Source organism: Paenibacillus sp. PK4536 (assembly GCF_028594455.2).
Lineage (GTDB): Bacteria > Bacillota > Bacilli > Paenibacillales > Paenibacillaceae > Saccharibacillus > Saccharibacillus nuruki.
Genome location: NZ_CP126313.1, coordinates 1,620,465 through 1,637,486, shown reverse-complemented (window position 1 = coordinate 1,637,486; position 17,022 = coordinate 1,620,465). Strand labels below are relative to the sequence as shown.

At 38.6% G+C, this 17,022-nt stretch carries 14 protein-coding genes and 1 riboswitch; of the genes, 9 read left to right on the top strand and 5 right to left on the bottom strand.

Features of this window, described 5'->3' with window-relative positions:
• The first annotated feature begins 237 nt into the window (after nucleotides 1-237).
• The 3 genes from PO903_RS07450 (at nucleotide 238) to PO903_RS07440 (ending at nucleotide 3,800) form a co-directional block, all read left to right on the top strand.
• Nucleotides 238-999 carry a class I SAM-dependent methyltransferase gene (locus PO903_RS07450; RefSeq protein WP_273593033.1) on the top strand — a complete coding sequence of 254 codons (762 nt, stop codon included), beginning with the start codon at nucleotides 238-240 and terminating at the stop codon, nucleotides 997-999.
• Between the two features lie 175 nt (nucleotides 1,000-1,174).
• Nucleotides 1,175-2,488 carry a CapA family protein gene (locus tag PO903_RS07445; protein ID WP_273593032.1) on the top strand — a complete coding sequence of 438 codons (1,314 nt, stop codon included), beginning with the start codon at nucleotides 1,175-1,177 and terminating at the stop codon, nucleotides 2,486-2,488.
• A 25-nt stretch (nucleotides 2,489-2,513) separates the two neighbouring features.
• Nucleotides 2,514-3,800 carry an MFS transporter gene (locus PO903_RS07440; protein ID WP_273593031.1) on the top strand — a complete coding sequence of 429 codons (1,287 nt, stop codon included), beginning with the start codon at nucleotides 2,514-2,516 and terminating at the stop codon, nucleotides 3,798-3,800.
• 82 nt (nucleotides 3,801-3,882) lie between these two features.
• Here PO903_RS07440 and PO903_RS07435 read toward each other — a convergent pair whose 3' ends face one another.
• The 4 genes from PO903_RS07435 to PO903_RS07420 all read right to left on the bottom strand — a co-directional run bounded on the left by PO903_RS07435 (nucleotide 3,883) and on the right by PO903_RS07420 (nucleotide 8,651).
• Nucleotides 3,883-4,911, bottom strand: coding sequence for an EAL domain-containing protein (locus PO903_RS07435; protein ID WP_273593030.1), 1,029 nt, complete (start codon nucleotides 4,909-4,911; stop codon nucleotides 3,883-3,885).
• 243 nt (nucleotides 4,912-5,154) lie between these two features.
• Nucleotides 5,155-7,437 (bottom strand): bifunctional 2',3'-cyclic-nucleotide 2'-phosphodiesterase/3'-nucleotidase, encoded by a 2,283-nt coding sequence (locus PO903_RS07430; RefSeq protein WP_502921668.1) that lies wholly within the window; start codon nucleotides 7,435-7,437, stop codon nucleotides 5,155-5,157.
• 330 nt (nucleotides 7,438-7,767) lie between these two features.
• A complete protein-coding gene (locus tag PO903_RS07425; protein WP_069329590.1) occupies nucleotides 7,768-7,944 on the bottom strand; it encodes an aspartyl-phosphate phosphatase Spo0E family protein in 177 nt (58 codons plus the stop codon).
• A gap of 290 nt (nucleotides 7,945-8,234) precedes the next feature.
• Nucleotides 8,235-8,651, bottom strand: coding sequence for a pyridoxamine 5'-phosphate oxidase family protein (locus PO903_RS07420; RefSeq protein WP_069329591.1), 417 nt, complete (start codon nucleotides 8,649-8,651; stop codon nucleotides 8,235-8,237).
• 238 nt (nucleotides 8,652-8,889) lie between these two features.
• A riboswitch (TPP riboswitch) is annotated at nucleotides 8,890-9,001 on the top strand.
• Between the two features lie 116 nt (nucleotides 9,002-9,117).
• Between PO903_RS07420 and PO903_RS07415 the strand changes: the two genes are divergently transcribed.
• The 5 genes from PO903_RS07415 to PO903_RS07395 are packed head-to-tail and all read left to right on the top strand — an operon-like array spanning nucleotide 9,118 to nucleotide 12,877.
• On the top strand, nucleotides 9,118-10,158 hold the full coding sequence (locus PO903_RS07415; RefSeq protein WP_273593029.1) for an ABC transporter substrate-binding protein: 1,041 nt from the start codon (nucleotides 9,118-9,120) through the stop codon (nucleotides 10,156-10,158).
• Between the two features lie 20 nt (nucleotides 10,159-10,178).
• Nucleotides 10,179-10,469, top strand: coding sequence for an MTH1187 family thiamine-binding protein (locus PO903_RS07410; RefSeq protein ID WP_069329593.1), 291 nt, complete (start codon nucleotides 10,179-10,181; stop codon nucleotides 10,467-10,469).
• An 8-nt stretch (nucleotides 10,470-10,477) separates the two neighbouring features.
• On the top strand, nucleotides 10,478-11,275 hold the full coding sequence (locus PO903_RS07405; protein ID WP_069329760.1) for an ABC transporter permease: 798 nt from the start codon (nucleotides 10,478-10,480) through the stop codon (nucleotides 11,273-11,275).
• Nucleotides 11,262-12,080 (top strand): ABC transporter ATP-binding protein, encoded by an 819-nt coding sequence (locus PO903_RS07400; RefSeq protein ID WP_273593028.1) that lies wholly within the window; start codon nucleotides 11,262-11,264, stop codon nucleotides 12,078-12,080. Before PO903_RS07405 ends, PO903_RS07400 begins: the two co-directional genes overlap by 14 nt.
• Nucleotides 12,080-12,877, top strand: a complete 798-nt coding sequence (locus PO903_RS07395) for a TatD family hydrolase (RefSeq protein WP_308640888.1) — start codon at nucleotides 12,080-12,082, stop codon at nucleotides 12,875-12,877. Before PO903_RS07400 ends, PO903_RS07395 begins: the two co-directional genes overlap by 1 nt.
• Before the next feature lie 54 nt (nucleotides 12,878-12,931).
• Here the strand turns inward: PO903_RS07395 and PO903_RS07390 are convergent, their stop codons facing one another.
• Nucleotides 12,932-15,253 carry an ATP-binding protein gene (locus PO903_RS07390; RefSeq protein ID WP_273593026.1) on the bottom strand — a complete coding sequence of 774 codons (2,322 nt, stop codon included), beginning with the start codon at nucleotides 15,251-15,253 and terminating at the stop codon, nucleotides 12,932-12,934.
• A 259-nt stretch (nucleotides 15,254-15,512) separates the two neighbouring features.
• Between PO903_RS07390 and PO903_RS07385 the strand changes: the two genes are divergently transcribed.
• Nucleotides 15,513-16,973, top strand: coding sequence for an MDR family MFS transporter (locus PO903_RS07385; protein ID WP_273593025.1), 1,461 nt, complete (start codon nucleotides 15,513-15,515; stop codon nucleotides 16,971-16,973).
• The last annotated feature ends 49 nt before the right edge of the window (nucleotides 16,974-17,022 follow it).

Here is a 17,022-nt window from a genome sequence, read left to right as displayed (position 1 = left end):
ATAAATAGATACTTGCAACCATAAGTAACATGAAATGGTGCAAATCAGTATCTATCTATGAGTTTTTTTATTTTCTACAATTTTAAAGTCACTTAATCTCACATTGGAATCAAGAAAATAACCATAATTATCCTTTTGATTCCAATAAATTGAAATTAACTATTTACAAAACAGATCAGCGTGCTATAATAACTTACAACAAATGGATTTAATTCAAACAAAAGGAGTTAATTCCCGATGAATAACACTGAAATCAAAAAGCCTATTGAAGATTACGATACCAATTATTTCGATCAATCTTATCTGGATGTTTATAAAAAAATATTGGTGGATGGATTACAAGAGCAAATTGATTTTATAACTTCTATCATTGATCCTGATACTGAATCCAAAATACTAGACTTCTTCTGTTGTAACGGTAGACATATTCTGCAATTGTCTGAAATGGGATTTCAAACAACAGGCTTAGATATTAATAAAGAATATTTAGATTTAATTCAGAAAAATTCTCACGGAACTGTGAATACTATTCTCGCAGATGGTCGAGAGTATGTAGGGCAAGAAGATTTCGATGTGGTTCTGAACCTAGAAAATTCGATAGGTTATGTTGAGAACTATGAAGATAATCTCAAAATTATCCAATCGATACATAGTTGTCTACGATCGGGTGGTAAGTTTATTCTGACACTGATTAATCGAGATTATCTGGTACGCCATTTTCATTCTTTAGCATGGTTTGGTAACGACGAAGGCAAATACATGCTAGAAAAACGTAGATTTGATCCGACAACCAGTGTACTTCATATTGAAGAAAAGCGTCTTACTGTAGATGGCCCTGAGAAAAATTACAGGCTCAATATGAGGTTGTTTAGTGCAACTGAAATTAATCTAATGTTGTCCAGTAGTGGCTTCAAAGTACTTGATATTTTTGGAGACTTTGATCGTAGCCCTTACCGCATCAATGCACCTCAAATGCTCTATATTTGTGAAAAAATCTAATCTCTATAAGTAACATTCCATACGTATACTACGTTAAGGAGGTGAATATTTATGAAAAGAGATCGTATTATCATCATTGATTAATTTGTCTGTCGGCCAATCGGATACCTTTGCAAAGGCTACTGATATATTCAGTAGCCTTTGCTTTATCCAAAAGAAAGGATCTGTATAATTCATGCCTAATTCCACAGTATCTTTTGTTGCTACAGGAGATAGTTTTATTACACGTACTTCTCCTCCCCATCCAAAATGGGAACAATTAACTGAATTTATCAAAAGTCATGATGTTCGCTTTACTAATTTAGAAACGACGATTCGTGATAACGAAGGTTTTCCTGCGGCTCAAAGTGGAGGAACATGGGCTTCTGCTCATCCTCAAGTATTACAACATTTACAATCCTACGGATTTAACGTCTTATCTATTGCGAATAACCATATGCTTGATTATTCGTATGGTGGATTAGCAGCTACTGAAAAATATATCAATGAACTTCATTTACTTTATTGTGGTGCTGGATCTACCCTACATGCCGCAAGCAAGCCCAAATACTTAGAAACATTACAAGGACGAATCGCTGTGATTGCAGTTACCTCTACTTTTCACGAATCTGCGATTGCTGGTGAGGATCGTGCTGATTGTACGGGAAGACCTGGAATTAATCCTTTACGATACGACACCGTTCATCAGATTAGTCATACACATATGGCATCATTAAAACAACTCGTTGCGGCTACTTCAATCAATGCAGAGATTAATATTGCAATGCAACATGGACATTTATTAGATCAACTTCCAGATTCTTTTTTTATGTTTGGTGAATATGACTTTGTAGCAGTAGACAATGCTTCACAAGAAGGTACATTGACTACATGTAATCCGATAGATCTTCAACGCATCTATCAATCGATACATGAAGCCAAACGCCAAGCCGATTATGTGATTCTAAGTGTACATTCTCATGAAATGAAAGAAGAAAATGAAGCCGAACCTGCTGATTTTTTGAAAGAATTTTGTAGAGGATGTATTGATGAAGGAGCACATGCAATGATTTGTCATGGACCTCATCAGATTCGAGGAATTGAGATTTATCAAGAACGCCCGATCTTTTATGGTTTGGGTAACTTTATTTTTCAAAATGAAACGGTTGAAGCGTTACCTGCTGACTTCTATCATCATTTGAATTTAAATCATACTCATAATATTGCTGACTTGATGGACAAAAAAAGTAAAAATGGCACCTCTAGTTTTGGAGCTGATCCAAAATTCTGGCATTCGTTTATCCCATCATGGACAATGGAGAATGGTCAATTAGTAGATTTATCTATCCACCCTATTTCTCTCGGACATGAATTACCACGTTATCGTAGAGGCTGTCCTGTTTTCAATGCTCAATCTTCAATCATGGATCAACTCAATCAATTATCAGCTTCTTATCATGTTTATTTTGATATTCAAGCAGATGGAACAGCACGTTGGCAGAGATCATGATGTTCTATTGCAAAGGAGGTTGATTATGCTAGCTTTATTTCGAATCCCTGCGTTTCTTCATTTTTGGCTAGCACAAGTCTTCTCAAGACTAGGTGATGCGATAGCCACTACAGCTATTATTTTTCTTATTGGTTCTAACTCTTCTGATCCTATCTTTATCAGTCTGGTTATTTTTGCAGAGTTATTTGCGACAACTGCTTTTGGACTATTTGCTGGTTCTATAGCTGATCGTTTCCCTAAGCATCTTGTTATGATTTATATGGATATCTTTAGAGTACTTATCAATATTGTCATCATTCTCTGTATTTCTTCTCCTATTGCCCTTATTGTACTTGTGTTTCTAAAAGGAATAGGAACAACTGTCTTTTATCCAGCACGTACTTCATTTATTCCAGATATTGTTGGCGATAAACATGTGAATGAAGCGATGTCGATTAGTCAGAGTACTTATTTTACAGTGTATATTATCGGCCCAGCTATAGCAGGATTTTTGTTAACAACGACTTCAGTTCCTATTATTTTTATAATTGATATATTGTCGTATGTATTGTCTATTATCTTTATTCTTATCGCTAATTCGTTTGTGGTTTCTACCGCAGTCCTTGAACCCGAAGAAGCAACTAAAGTAACACATGAACCGATCTGGGCTTCTATGATAGCTGGACTAAAAACAGTCTATAATATCCCTTCTTTATTCTTTTTACTGATGATTCTGATTCCGTTTATGTTTGTAGCAGGCATATTTGATACAACTTATACTTCGATCTTACTTCAAGTATTCCGTTTACCTGCTATAGATTATGGACAGATTCAAAGTATTGAAGGTATAGGTGCTGTTGTTGGTGCTATTGTAGGTCCATTTTTATTACGTAAATTAAATTCCAGTCTATTATTAGTATGTACGATTATAGCTTTTGGTATCTTAATGAGCTGCGTGACTCCGCTTAACTACATACATACTTCTAATCTATCCCCCATCTATGTATGGAGTCTGGCTATCGGGAGTATTAATGCGCTTATTAACTTACCGATCACTTCTATTTTTTTGAAAATCACACCCAAACCGTTTCGTGGTCGAGGTATCTCTATATTACAAACACTGACAACATTGGGTATTGTGTTAGGTCTCCTTTCCGGTGGTATCGTTGCCCGTTACTTTAATCTGATTACATTAACTACATTTGCAGGAATTGCTCTAATTATCTTTATACTAATCATCGCTTGTACATCCAAATTCAAGCATTTATTTCAAGAGTCTCGTCCCGAACCAAAACTTAAATCCTCTTCTTCACAAGCAACCAAATCTTTATAAATAATCCAAAAAACCTCTTTTATTCAAGTACATTAAATATACTTGAGTAGAAGAGGTTTTCTTTATAAGGTTATTAATGCAGTTAACCTAATTGAAGATTAGGAGAATCAGATGGTTTCCCAAACAAGTATCCCTGTGCTAGTTCGATGCCGATACTGCGGCAAAATTCGTATTCTTCACGGCGTTCAATGCCTTCTGCTAATACAGTTGAACCGTGCTTTTGTGAACGTTCAAGAATATGAATAATCTTTTGTTGTTGTTCAGGATGAGTATCACAATGATCAATCAAACTGCGATCTATTTTGACATAATCCGGTTGAAGATAATCGATTAATTCAGGCTTTGAATAACCTGAACCAACATCATCCAGTGCTACCGATATCCCGTTGCTACGATACACGTCAAAAATATTTTGCAATTTAGGCATTTCGATAATATTCTCTGTCTCCACCACTTCAAACACAAAATCTTTTGGATTGAGATTAAGGCGTTCTATTGCTTCAAATGTATGACTCAAGCAATATTGTGGGTTATAAATAGAAGATGGTAAAAAGTTAATAAACCGTTTAATTCCCGGTTCTAAATGCTCAGCACTGACCTCAATCGCTGAGATGCGAGCCGCACGATCTAGAAAAGAGTGTAATCCTGTTTTACGAGCGATATCGAATAACCGATACGGCTGAAAAGTAGGGCCATTTTGAATCGGACGCAGAAGAAATTCATATGCGATCACTTGCTCATGTTGATCCACAATAGGTTGCATATGGCTGGTAAACTGCTTTTTCCGAATAATCTCTACAACATCATCATGTTGCAAACGGGTGACAAATACGGACAATGAAAGCCACACAGGCTCTCCACCAATATCGTCTGAACCCAACAAACCTACAGATACACATGATGTAATGTCTTCAGGTAAACTTCGTACCCACTGCATAATATCAAGCATCTGTCCTCTTGACTGATATGAAATAGAACAAATATCTTCCATGATATACGTATCATAAGATTGTTGTCGGATTAGAGTTTCAAGAGAAGGAGAAAGCGGTCGCAAGGACACTGTTCCTTGGTCTTCTATAGGTTGAACATAACTACAACCGCTACAATTCATAGCAATCCTCCTTAATAATAAAGCAAAAACATAAGATGAACGTCAAAATATAATGATTTACAGACAAGTTACTTCTACTTTTAATCTTATTAATTATATCATCCTTAAACGCAGATAACATTAGACACTCTGTCTATTATCGGTTTAAATGTTGATTTTGAATACACCAAAGACTGCAATCTATTTTCTATTGCAGTCTTTGGTGTATGATTCGATCCTATTTTGGATTCATATTCCTCGCTATTAGCTAGCTGGAATCTCGATAGCATCTCCAACTTGAAGTTTCGTTGGATCTGTAATTTTATTGTATTTAGCAAGTTCTTCCCATGTTACGCCATATTTCAGACTAATACGGTACAGATTATCACCTTTTTTGATGATATACGTTTGCTCATCTGTAGGTTTCACTGGCTTGTCTACAGCTGGTTTGGTCGGTTTTGGAGCTGGCTTCGTTGTTGGCTTAGCAGGTTTCGCTGGTGTTACTGGTTTCACCGGTTTGGCTGGTGTCACTGTTGGATTGCCTTTGATTGGTGCTGTATTCGAAAGATTAATAGAATATTTAGCAAAACCATCTGCTGCTTCGCCTACATAAGCAATTGGATCTGCTCCTGCTACCGCTTTAGCACTAGCTAGTGCATCTTTTGCTTTTGGAGAAGTATTGAATGTCACCGTTGGATTGCCTTTGATTGGTGCAAGTGACCAGTTACCATCAGCAGCTGGATCGATTGTTTTATTTTCACGGATATAATCGATAATCACTTGACGGTTCTCGTCTGGTGCAGCTAGGATAATACGTTTACCATCTGGATTCGCCAATTTAGACGCAGATGCACGGTAGTTGTTTGTAGCTACAACAAATTTTTGTTCGGGATCAATCGCTTTACCGTTAAATTGTAAATTCACAATACGGTTAGAAGATGCGTTCAGAACCGTTCCTTTTGCATCGTATTTAGGTGGTTGTGTAACATCAATTTGGTATGTTACGCCATCGATAACATCAAAGTTATACGTTGGGAAGTCCATATTGATTAACGCTTGCTCACCGGATTTAGCTGGATCGATCTGATTGAATTGTCCTGCAGACCATTCCAACCAGTTTTTCACTTCAGCGCCATTGACAAGCACAGCGTGAACTGTATTTGGGTATACATAAAGGTCAGATACGTTTTTGATTGCTATTGTACCTGCTGGAATATCTGTGTAGTAACTTGCTCCTGAACGTCCACCTGCTTTGAATGGAGCTCCAGCAGAAAGGATTGGCAAGTTCTCATATTCTGTACCTTGAAGTTGTTTCTCCAGATACCATTTCTGAGCATTCGTTACGATCTGGATCGAAGGATCATCTTCTACCAGTGCAAAGTAACTTGTAATACGAGCTGTAGATTCACCTACAGGTCCACGAATATAACCTAGTGTTTCTTCATGCTCATGATATACAGAATCGACGACACCTTGATCTGCTTGAACCAATGCTTTTTTGGTTGCTGTATCATAGATTGGACGAGCTTCTACTTTAGAATCGCTTACTGTCCATTTGTCGCCTTGTTGTTTCAATTCAAGGTCAATAATACCCAAGTGATCGCCCCAGAATCCTGGCTCTACAGAAGGAACACCGTTGATTGTACCTTTTTCAAGATCAACGCCTGTTTTCCCAGCAAAATCAGCACTAGGGAATACTTTGTGTGCATGTCCGAACATAATCGCATCAATACCTGGCACTTTGCTCAAGTACAACACGGAATTTTCCATCAATTCAGTCTGTGGAATATCTTCAAACCCAGAATGCGGAACAGCAATAATGATGTCTGCGCCTTCTGCTTTCATTTGTGGAATAAATTTGTTCGCTGTTTCGATAATATCTTTAGCAACCACTTTCCCCGACAAGTTTGCGCTATCCCATTGCATGACTTGAGGTGGTACGAAGCCAATAACGCCTACTTTAATTGTATGCTTAGCTCCACTTTCGTCAGTTACTTCTTTATCTAGAATAAGGTAAGGTGTAAAGTAGTTCTTCTCGCCTTTACCTGTACCATCGTCTGTATAAATATTAGCATTTACATAAGGGAAATTAGCACCTTTTAACGCATTGCCTAAGAAATCAAGGCCATAGTTAAATTCATGGTTACCGATATTTCCAGCATCGTAGCCCAATTGGTTCATGGCTTTGTAGACAGGATGAACTTCGCCTGTTTTTAAAGGATCGACTTTAGCTACATAATCGCCTAACGGATTACCCTGCAATAGATCACCGTTATCAATCAATACACTATTGGTTGCTTCTGCACGAGCATTTTTGATCAATGTCGCTGTTTTAGCGTAACCATATTGATCTGTAGTTGCATCCGAGTAATAATCATAGTTCATTACGTTAACATGAATATCTGTTGTCTCCAACAAACGCAATTTCACTGTAGATTCAGAAGAAGTGGTTTCTGCTGCAAAAGCAGGAACTGCCGACACTGCAAACAATTGCAGCGCTGCGATGACAGTAATTGCTTTTTTAAATGTTTTGTTTCCTAAGTTCAAAATAAAAAACCCCTCCCAAATATATTCGCATTTGCTTGACCTTTTACGACTTTATCTCTGCGCCCGATATGTATTATCAGCATGAATAACTCGCTTAACCATAATTCATGCTGTTTTAAAACGATTACATTATATATTGTAATCTATTTATAGAATAGGCAAGATAAAGAAGAAAAGGCTACCAAAAGAAACGCATGATAGAATTGTATACTATCAGCTGATATATTTGAAGGGTTATTAGTTCTATTTTTTATGAAAATGATATTTATTTTACGAAAAATTCTATATTTTACATGATTGTGTCATGTTTCTTTTCATAAAATCTATACATTAAGGTATTAAAAAATCGGCATCTTGATCTTTATATTGAAAATACATATCTAAAATTCGATCTAATTGCTCGGACTGATCCAACACACGATAGTCACGTACTCCGTGTTCTTCTGCCATCTGGTTCAGTATGCGGCGTTCCTGTTCGATCTGCTGTTCAATCTGTTTTAAATTCAAGGAAACCACCTCCAGTATAGTTCCTTTACAGTTCTACAATAAGAACTCTCAGTTTATCCCACCATCGGCATTTTACATGTTATGATCTAAAATAATTCTACTTATCTTTTTATACCTTATTTGGGCATACCTTATCAAGTTCCTCAAGTACCTATTTTATCCTTTTTTTGGAAATAAAAAGACGAAAAAACTCGGAATTTGAATTTTGCATTCATTTTACTTGTTTCGCAAATTCAAATCCCGAGTTTTTTATACTATTACTGCCTATTTAATTCTTTTGAAAAAGAATATTATGCAGTCCAAGTTTGTTTGTTGCCATCTTTATCTGTATATTCAATCGTTTGTGGTTTGATATCTAGGATCACATAATCAGGATCTTCTGGACCGGAGAACCATTCTTTAAATTCTTCTTTCCAGACACGTTTTTTGAGTTCGTCGTCTGTAGATACAGAACTTACGCCTTCAATTTCAACGACTTGACTTGTGCCGCCTTTTTCATAACCCAACAATACATAACAGTTCGGATTTTTTTCTAACTCTTCGACTTTATGTGTTTTGCGGTTCGTCGCGAGATGAATATTTAAGCCTTCATTATATAGCGCCATATAACGTACTTTAGGTTTGTCATTTTCTACAGTACCTAGTGCACAAAATGGGTTACCTTCTAATGCAGTCAAAATTGCTTGTTCTTCAGCTGTTTTACTCATGATCAATCTCCTCCTGTATATAAACGTATGGGTGTATTCAATTTCTTAGTCTATGTATATCGAATAGATATGATAGAAAAAGATTGAATGGAACTTTATTAGTTACAAACTTCCGTATATGTAAATACCCTTAGACCGAGTTCCTGAACCGAAATAGATTGTCTATTGCTGATGACAACGCATTCTCTGTACTGGACAGTTGATACCCTCTGGTCTATAATTACAATGTAAAAAAACCGCATACGTACAGGGGAGCTAGTTGCAACTGGCTGAGAGTGTATTGTGATAAATACAGACCCTTATACCTGATCTGGATAATGCCAGCGTAGGAAAGTAACAAGTCGTTATATGCTGTATGTTGAGCTTATAATTGCACCTATGTCGTCCCGATGGGGGCGTTTTTTTTATGCCTTTTATCAAGTGAAGACCGATTCTACTATTTGATTGAACAGAAAGAAGGGTTAGGATGATTGGAAATAAAAAAGGGTGGCGGAAAAGCTTACCATGGTTAATGGTAGGTTTATTATGGATCACAACTGCATGTGGTTCAGCAGCAAGTACAACCAATACAACAGATGAAGCGGGCAATACATCTACACTTAAAGATGTCAAAGTCGTTCTAGACTGGACACCCAATACAAATCATACCGGCTTATATGTAGCCCAAGCACAGGGCTTTTATAAAGAAGCAGGATTGAATGTCGAAATTATAGCGCCCGGACAAGGCGGAGCAGATACGATGGTCGCTTCTGGTGAAGTGCCTTTTGGAATCAGCTACCAAGAAAGTGTCACACAAGCTAGAGTACAAGGTGTTCCACTCGTCTCGCTTGCTGCTGTTATTCAACATAATACTTCTGGCTTCGCGGCACCTACAGATCGCGGGATCAAGACGCCTAAAGATATGGAAGGCAAATCCTATGGCGCTTGGGGCTCTCCTGTTGAAGAAGCTGTCATGAAATCAATTATGGACACGGACGGCGGCGATGTTAGCAAAGTTAAAAGTGTGAATATCGGGAATGCCGACTATTTTACAGCAGTACAAAAAGGAATCGACTTTGCCTGGATATTCTACGCATGGACAGGCATAGAAGCTGAACTTCGTGGTCAGCCGTTAGATATGTTATATGTTAAAGATTATTCTGACCAACTGGATTACTATACCCCTGTTATCGTAACCAATGAGAAGCAGATCTCTACCGATCCTGAATTGGTCAAATCATTTATGGCGGCAACCAGTAAAGGGTATGAATATGCGATTGCGCATCCAGACGAATCTGCGGATATCTTGCTCAAAGCTGTTCCTGATCTTGATCCTAAATTAGTAAAAGCCAGTCAAGAATGGTTATCTCCACGTTATCAAGATGATGCACCACGCTGGGGTGAACAAAAACAATCCGTCTGGGAAGGATATGCCAACTGGATGTTCAAGCAAAAATTGCTCGATAGTCCATTAGATGCAACTAAAGCCTACACCAATGATTATTTACCTGCGGCAACGACTAAATAGAGCATAAGGAGATGGATAGAATGGCACATACGTTACTCAGTATTCAAGTAATTCCCAAAACACAAGCAGGCGAGAACTCTTATGATTATGTAGATCGGGCGATTGAAGTGATTCAAGCATCCGGCGTGAAATATGAAGTTCATCCACTTGAGACTACTATGGAAGGCGAACTTAGCGAATTGCTAGAAGTGGTTCGTCAAATGCATGAAGCTTTGGTGGAGAAAGGTAGTCCTAGTATCATTTCTCAGATCAAGATTGCACATAGTCCATCCGGTATCAGTATGGATGGATTGACCGAGAAGTACCGCTAATGTCTGCTATGAGATCATGGTGGAAAAGCATATGGCCGCCCCTGGGGGCGGTTGTTTTATTATTGGTCATCTGGCAATTGGCAACCAGTCTATTCCATATTGAAGCATGGATTCTGCCAAGTCCTGCGTTAATTGGACATGAAGCTTGGAGTGAAAAAGATCGACTGGGTCTGCATACATGGGCAACTTTAAAGTTAACATTATCCGGTTTTAGTATCGGGGTCGCTGTAGGTCTACTGGTAGCAGGAGTACTTCATTACACTCCGTTTCTACGTTCAGCGCTATATCCGTTATTGATTTTGAGTCAAAATATTCCGACGATTGCACTGGGACCGCTACTTGTCATCTGGTTCGGATTTGGTATTTTATCCAAATTAATCGTGATTATTCTCGTCTGCTTTTTCCCGGTCACGATTGCGGCACTCAGCGGACTGGCTACAACCGATCGAACAATGCTCAATTATATGCAAATGATTGGTGCTTCCAAAAGCCAAATCTTTTGGAAATTAGAATTGCCTTTTAGCTTACCTTCGATCTTCTCTGGCGTAAAAATTGCAGCAACCTATAGTGTGATGGGTGCAATTATCGCAGAATGGATCAGCAGTAGTGAGGGAATAGGCTACTATATGATGTTACAGAAATCAGCATTCCGTACTGATCATATGTTTTTAGCGATTCTAGTCGTTGTCGCTATCAGTCTTTTGTTATTTATGATTATCAATCTTATTGAAAAATGGTCTATTCGTTGGCATCATCCTGCATCGATGCGTTCTGGCAAAGGAGGTTCCAAAGATGTCGATCAATAAATCTCAATCTTCACCTATCATCACGAACACTTCTACGCCACTGTTAGCATTACAACAGATCAGTAAATCTTTTGCACAAGGTAAGCAATCTTTACATGTGCTACAAGAGATTTCTCTGCATGTTGATCAAGGAGAATTTGTCTCGATTATCGGCCCTTCCGGTTCAGGTAAAAGCACACTGTTACAGATGATCGGCGGTGTGGTTCTTCCCGATCAAGGTGATATTCTGTTAGATGGTCAAAATATAACAGGACGTAAAGGATTAAGTGGCTATATGCCCCAACAACCGGCACTGATGCCATGGCGAACGATTCAGGATAATGTGATTCTAGCACGTGAGGTTGCAGGATTACCACGTAAAGAATCACTAGACTTAGCACGTCACTGGTTGGACAAAGTGGGATTGGGTGATTTTGCTTCTGCTTATCCTCATACTTTATCTGGCGGTATGCAGCAACGAGTCGCTTTTCTTAGAGCATTGCTAGGTCCTCGTGACTTACTTTGTCTGGATGAGCCATTTAGTGCTTTGGATGCTTTTACACGCAGTGAGATGCAATCGTGGTTGTTGAATATTTGGGAAGAGAATAGAAGATCGGTTATTTTCGTTACACATCATATTGAAGAAGCTTTGCTGTTATCCGATCGCATCTATGTACTGTCTCGTCGTCCAGCGACTGTTTTACACAATATTGTTGTACCTTTCCCGCGCCCAAGACGAGAAGAGATTACCGATGATCCAGCATTTATTGCTTTACGTAGACAACTGATGAATGCGATGCGTCATACAGACGAAGGTGATCTATGATGAATAAGGTCTATGCTCCATTGATTGATAGTCATATTCATCTGGATCAATATGATGATCCGAAGATTGAACAGATGATTCGGTCATTGGCTGATCTGAATATTCAATCTTTAATCAGCGTCTCAATGAATCTGTCTTCCTGTCAGCGCACAGAACAGCTTGCTCAGCGCTATCCGTCTATTGTTCAACCTGCGTATGGTTATCATCCAGAACAGCCTTTACCTGACGCTCAAGAGCTTCAGACGTTATTGTTGTGGATCGAACAGCGTATAGATCGACTGATTGCTATTGGGGAGATTGGATTACCTTATTATCGTCGGCTTGAAGCGATAGAACGTGGCGAGTTATTGGACGAGCAAGGATATCAAGATGTACTGTCTGCTTTGCTCCAATTGGCTGCTCGTTATGATAAGCCTGTGATCTTACATGCAGTCTATGAAGATGCTGCAATCGCTTGTGATTTGCTAGAGCAATATGGTGTTACCAAAGCACATTTTCATTGGTTCAAAGGATATCCTGAAACGATTCAGCGTATGATCCATAACGGTTACTCCATTTCATTTACACCGGATATCCAATATGAACAGGAGATTCAGCAATTAGCAGCCGTATATCCTGCTCATCTCGTTATGGTTGAAACCGATGGGCCGTGGCCATTTGAAGGTTCTTTTGCAGAACAGATGACTCATCCTATGATGACTGCTGATGTATGCCGTGAATGGGCGAAGATTCAAGGACTAACGGAGAAAGAAGCACGTCAGATACTGTATCAAAACACACTATCTTTTTACACATAAAATAAGGCACACTGTCCATTATGCGGACAATGTGCCTTATTATTTTAATGTAAATTATTTATTTTGTTCTTGAGTCTGCTCTTGTTCAGGTGAGCTGACTTGATCAAGCTGCTCCCAATCGGAAAGCCATACCAAAATAACAGATAACAACTGTTCTACATTCATCGGTTTGCTGATGTAATCAGATGCTCCTGCTTCAATACATAATTCACGATCATCTTTCATCGCTTTCGCAGTTAACGCAATAATAGGCAAGTCTTTCCACTTTTCCTCTAAGCGAATCCAGCGCATGGCTTCATATCCATCCATAATCGGCATCATCATATCCATCAATACAATATCTGTAGATTCGGCATGTAGAAGTGCAATCGCTTCTTCCCCATTTTGTGCACTACGAACATGCATCCCTTTGAGCTTGAGCACGCCTTCTAATGCAAAAATATTACGCAAATCATCATCAACCACAAGCACAGATTTGCCTTGTAATCGAGCCAATGAATCTTCTTGTTCTTCTTTGTCCATCCATGTTGGAGATACAGGCTTGGTCACAGGCTGTCCTTCTTCATTGATAGCAAGTGAAGGAAGGTATAATGTAAATGTACTCCCTTTGCCTAGTTCACTTTGAACCGTTACATAGCCCCCTAGCAATTTGGAGAACTCACGACAAATAGATAATCCTAATCCTGTGCCTCCATACTGACGCTCTGTAGTACCATCTTCTTGCTGAAAAGCTTCAAAGATTAAACTTTGCTTATCTTCTTTGATTCCTATTCCAGTATCCGTTACCGAGATCGCTAACATATAATCCATCTGCTCAGGAATACTATATCCTTTAGCCACAATCGACTCATCTGCTAACGAAATATTGATTGTTACAGAACCTTTACTTGTAAATTTGAACGCATTAGAAAGTAGATTTTTCATGATTTGTTGTAATCTTTTCTCATCGGTATAGAAGACATCTGGCACATTTTCATCAATATGAGAATGGAATTCAATACCTTTTTGCTCTGCAATTTTGTCAAAGCTATATCCCATGACTTCAGGTAGATCATAGACCGCTACCGAATCACGTTGTACTTCAACCATCCCTGCTTCTACTTTAGACAAATCCAAAATATCGTCGATTAGGGTTAACAAATCTTGCCCGGATCGATTGATCACTTCTCCAAAATGTGGAACATCATCTTCTTCATGCTGTTTTTCTTTTTCACTAATCAATTGAGACAGAATTAAAATACTATTGAGTGGTGTACGTAATTCATGGGACATATTCGCTAAAAACTCCGATTTGTACCGAGAACTACGGCTCAATTCTTCTGAATACAATTGAAGTTCTTTTTGCGTGATCTGCAATTCTTCCGTTTTGATCTCAGCATAGTGATTACGTTCACGAAGCTGTTCATTGGTAGCTTGCAGTTCTTCTTGTTGGACTTGTAATTCTTCTTGTTGTGATTGTAGTTCTTCTGTTAGTGTCTGAGACTCACGTAATAACCGATCCACTTGCATCCGATTATCAATATTGTTCACAACCACGCCAAAAGTATTAGCGATACGTTCAACCAGTTGTTGCTGTCTTTGCGAAAATCCATGAATTGTTCCTAATTCAATGACAACGACTGTACGATTTTCAAATAAGATGGGCACAATCATAATTTCTTGAATAGGAATAACGGTTGCACCTGTCTGAATACGTATCGGGTGATCAGATGGAGCTTTCATGATATGAGTCTGTTTTTCGAGGGCCGTTTGTCCAATAATACCTTCACCAAATTTAAATGCATGAACTAGATCAGGCACATCACTGTAGGTAGCATAAGACGCTTTTCTTTTTAATAATTCAATTCCATTTTCTTCTTCACAAAAATAAAAAATACCATATGCTGATTCTACAGCAGATGTTAATTCATGAATTAATCGATCTGCTAGATCATCGATTGCATTTACATTGCGATAGACATTTCCAATATGAGCCAATTGAGTCTGGATCCAATTGCTTTCTTCGATATGCTTATTAAATTCACTTGCTTGATGAGTATGCACTTCTAACGCTTCAGACATTTTATTAAAAGCTGTAGCAATATTACCAATTTCACCGCTAGCTGTAACATGTAGACGTGGCAAAGGTTCAGACGTATCAAAATCGATCTGTTCCATCACTGTCGTGACTTGTTTTAACTGATGGGTTGTTCTTCTGATCGTCCAAAATGCGATTCCCACTCCAACTACGATAAGAAGAATAGATAACAGAGCAACGACCATTCCTGTACCTGTAAATGAGCCATTCTGAAATATAATAAATTCAATAACCATGAATATAATAGCTATTGTTAAAACAATGCTAAATCCAAAGATTTGTTGGTTTTTGTAATTCATTTGCTAGACAATCTTCCTCTCTGTTGTGCCATCTTAATGTTTGTATAGAAAGATATTCATACTCTATCAAGAATACGCTAAATTCCAGCAATTGTCTCGATTTAATACAATCTTTTTTGTAAAAAATGGTTAACTCACTACAAGTGTTCGTATGCTTCAAAGGTCTTGACGTTCCTTTTATTCTGATATACGATGTGCAGTGCTTCAAATAACTCTCTTTTCGTTAATAATAAACATCTTGATTCAGGAAGAAGGAACAATGTACATGTCCAAAGCAACCAATCGGTCTATGGTTACTATAGGTCTGCTTGCAGCCCTGTTTATTGGTGCCCTAGATTCTACAGTAGTCAGTACAGCATCACCGCGCATTATTTCTTCACTCGGTGGACTGAACCTTATTAGTTGGATCTTCTCTATTTATACATTAACCACATGTATCGCCACGCCTATCTTTGGTAAGCTGGGTGATTTATTTGGTCGGAAATCTATTTTTGCGATAGGACTTGGAGTATTCGTGCTGGGTTCGATCATGTGTGGATTTGCTAACTCGATGACTGAATTGATCTGGTATCGTGCGATTCAAGGGATTGGCGCAGGAGCACTTACTCCGGTAACCTTTACCATCGTAGGCGATCTGTATCCCGGTAAAGAACGTGCCAAAGTACAGGGATTATTCTCATCGGTATGGTCTGTAGCTGGGCTGTTTGGTCCATTAGTTGGTGGTTATTTCGTCGATTATATCTCCTGGCGCTGGATTTTCTTTATCAATTTACCTGTAGGTATTATCGCTATTTTGTTTATCTTTATTTATTTCCACGAATCTTTTGAGAAAAAGCAGAAGTCGATCGATTATGCAGGAGCCATTACGTTTACGATCGGAATGACCGCTTTGTTGTTAGCCCTTTTAACAGGTGGAGAAGAATATGCTTGGAGTTCACCGATGATTATAGGTTTATTTGCGGTGACTGTTATTTTTATGGCTTTGTTCCTACGGATTGAACAGCGTGCAACTGAACCGATGTTACCGTTATCGCTGTTTCACTCACGTATTTTATCTATTCCTTATGTGCTTGGTTTCTCTACACGATGGATGGTCATGGGTGTAACGGTGTATTGTGCACTCTGGATACAAGATGTATTCGGCTATAGTGCTACGAGTGCTGGACTGGCTCTAATGCCGATGTCGATTGCCTGGCCTGTCGCTTCTACGTTAGCCGGACGCTGGATGTACAAAGTAGGCGCCAAATTACTGATTGTACTTGGATCAGCATTGGTTGTAGGCGGTAGTCTATGGCTAGCTGTTATGCATGCTCAATCTTCTTACGGTGTGATCGTAGGTTCATTGATTCTGATTGGACTGGGCATGGGCTTTATTGTGACTCCATCACTGGTTATTATTCAGGGCGCTGTCGGCTTCCAGATGCGTAGTGTAGCGACTTCTACCAATACGTTAATGAATTCGCTTGGACAGACGATCAGTGTGGCTGTATTCGGCATGGTATTTAATGCGATTGTGACAACAGGGACAACCTCTCAATTAGCATCTGGAATTCATTATGTATTTCTATTGATGTTTGCTGTATCGATATTGAATCTGATTGTCGCTCTGTTCTTACCTTCTAGTAAACAATTATTTCAGGCGATTCGAGAGCATGAAGCACCTACTGTTCATCCAACTCCCAATCAGTCCAATGCTAAGCCAGCACTGGAACGTTCTTAATAAACTCGATACAATTGAACAAGTTCTACACGACTTCAATAGAGGAGTG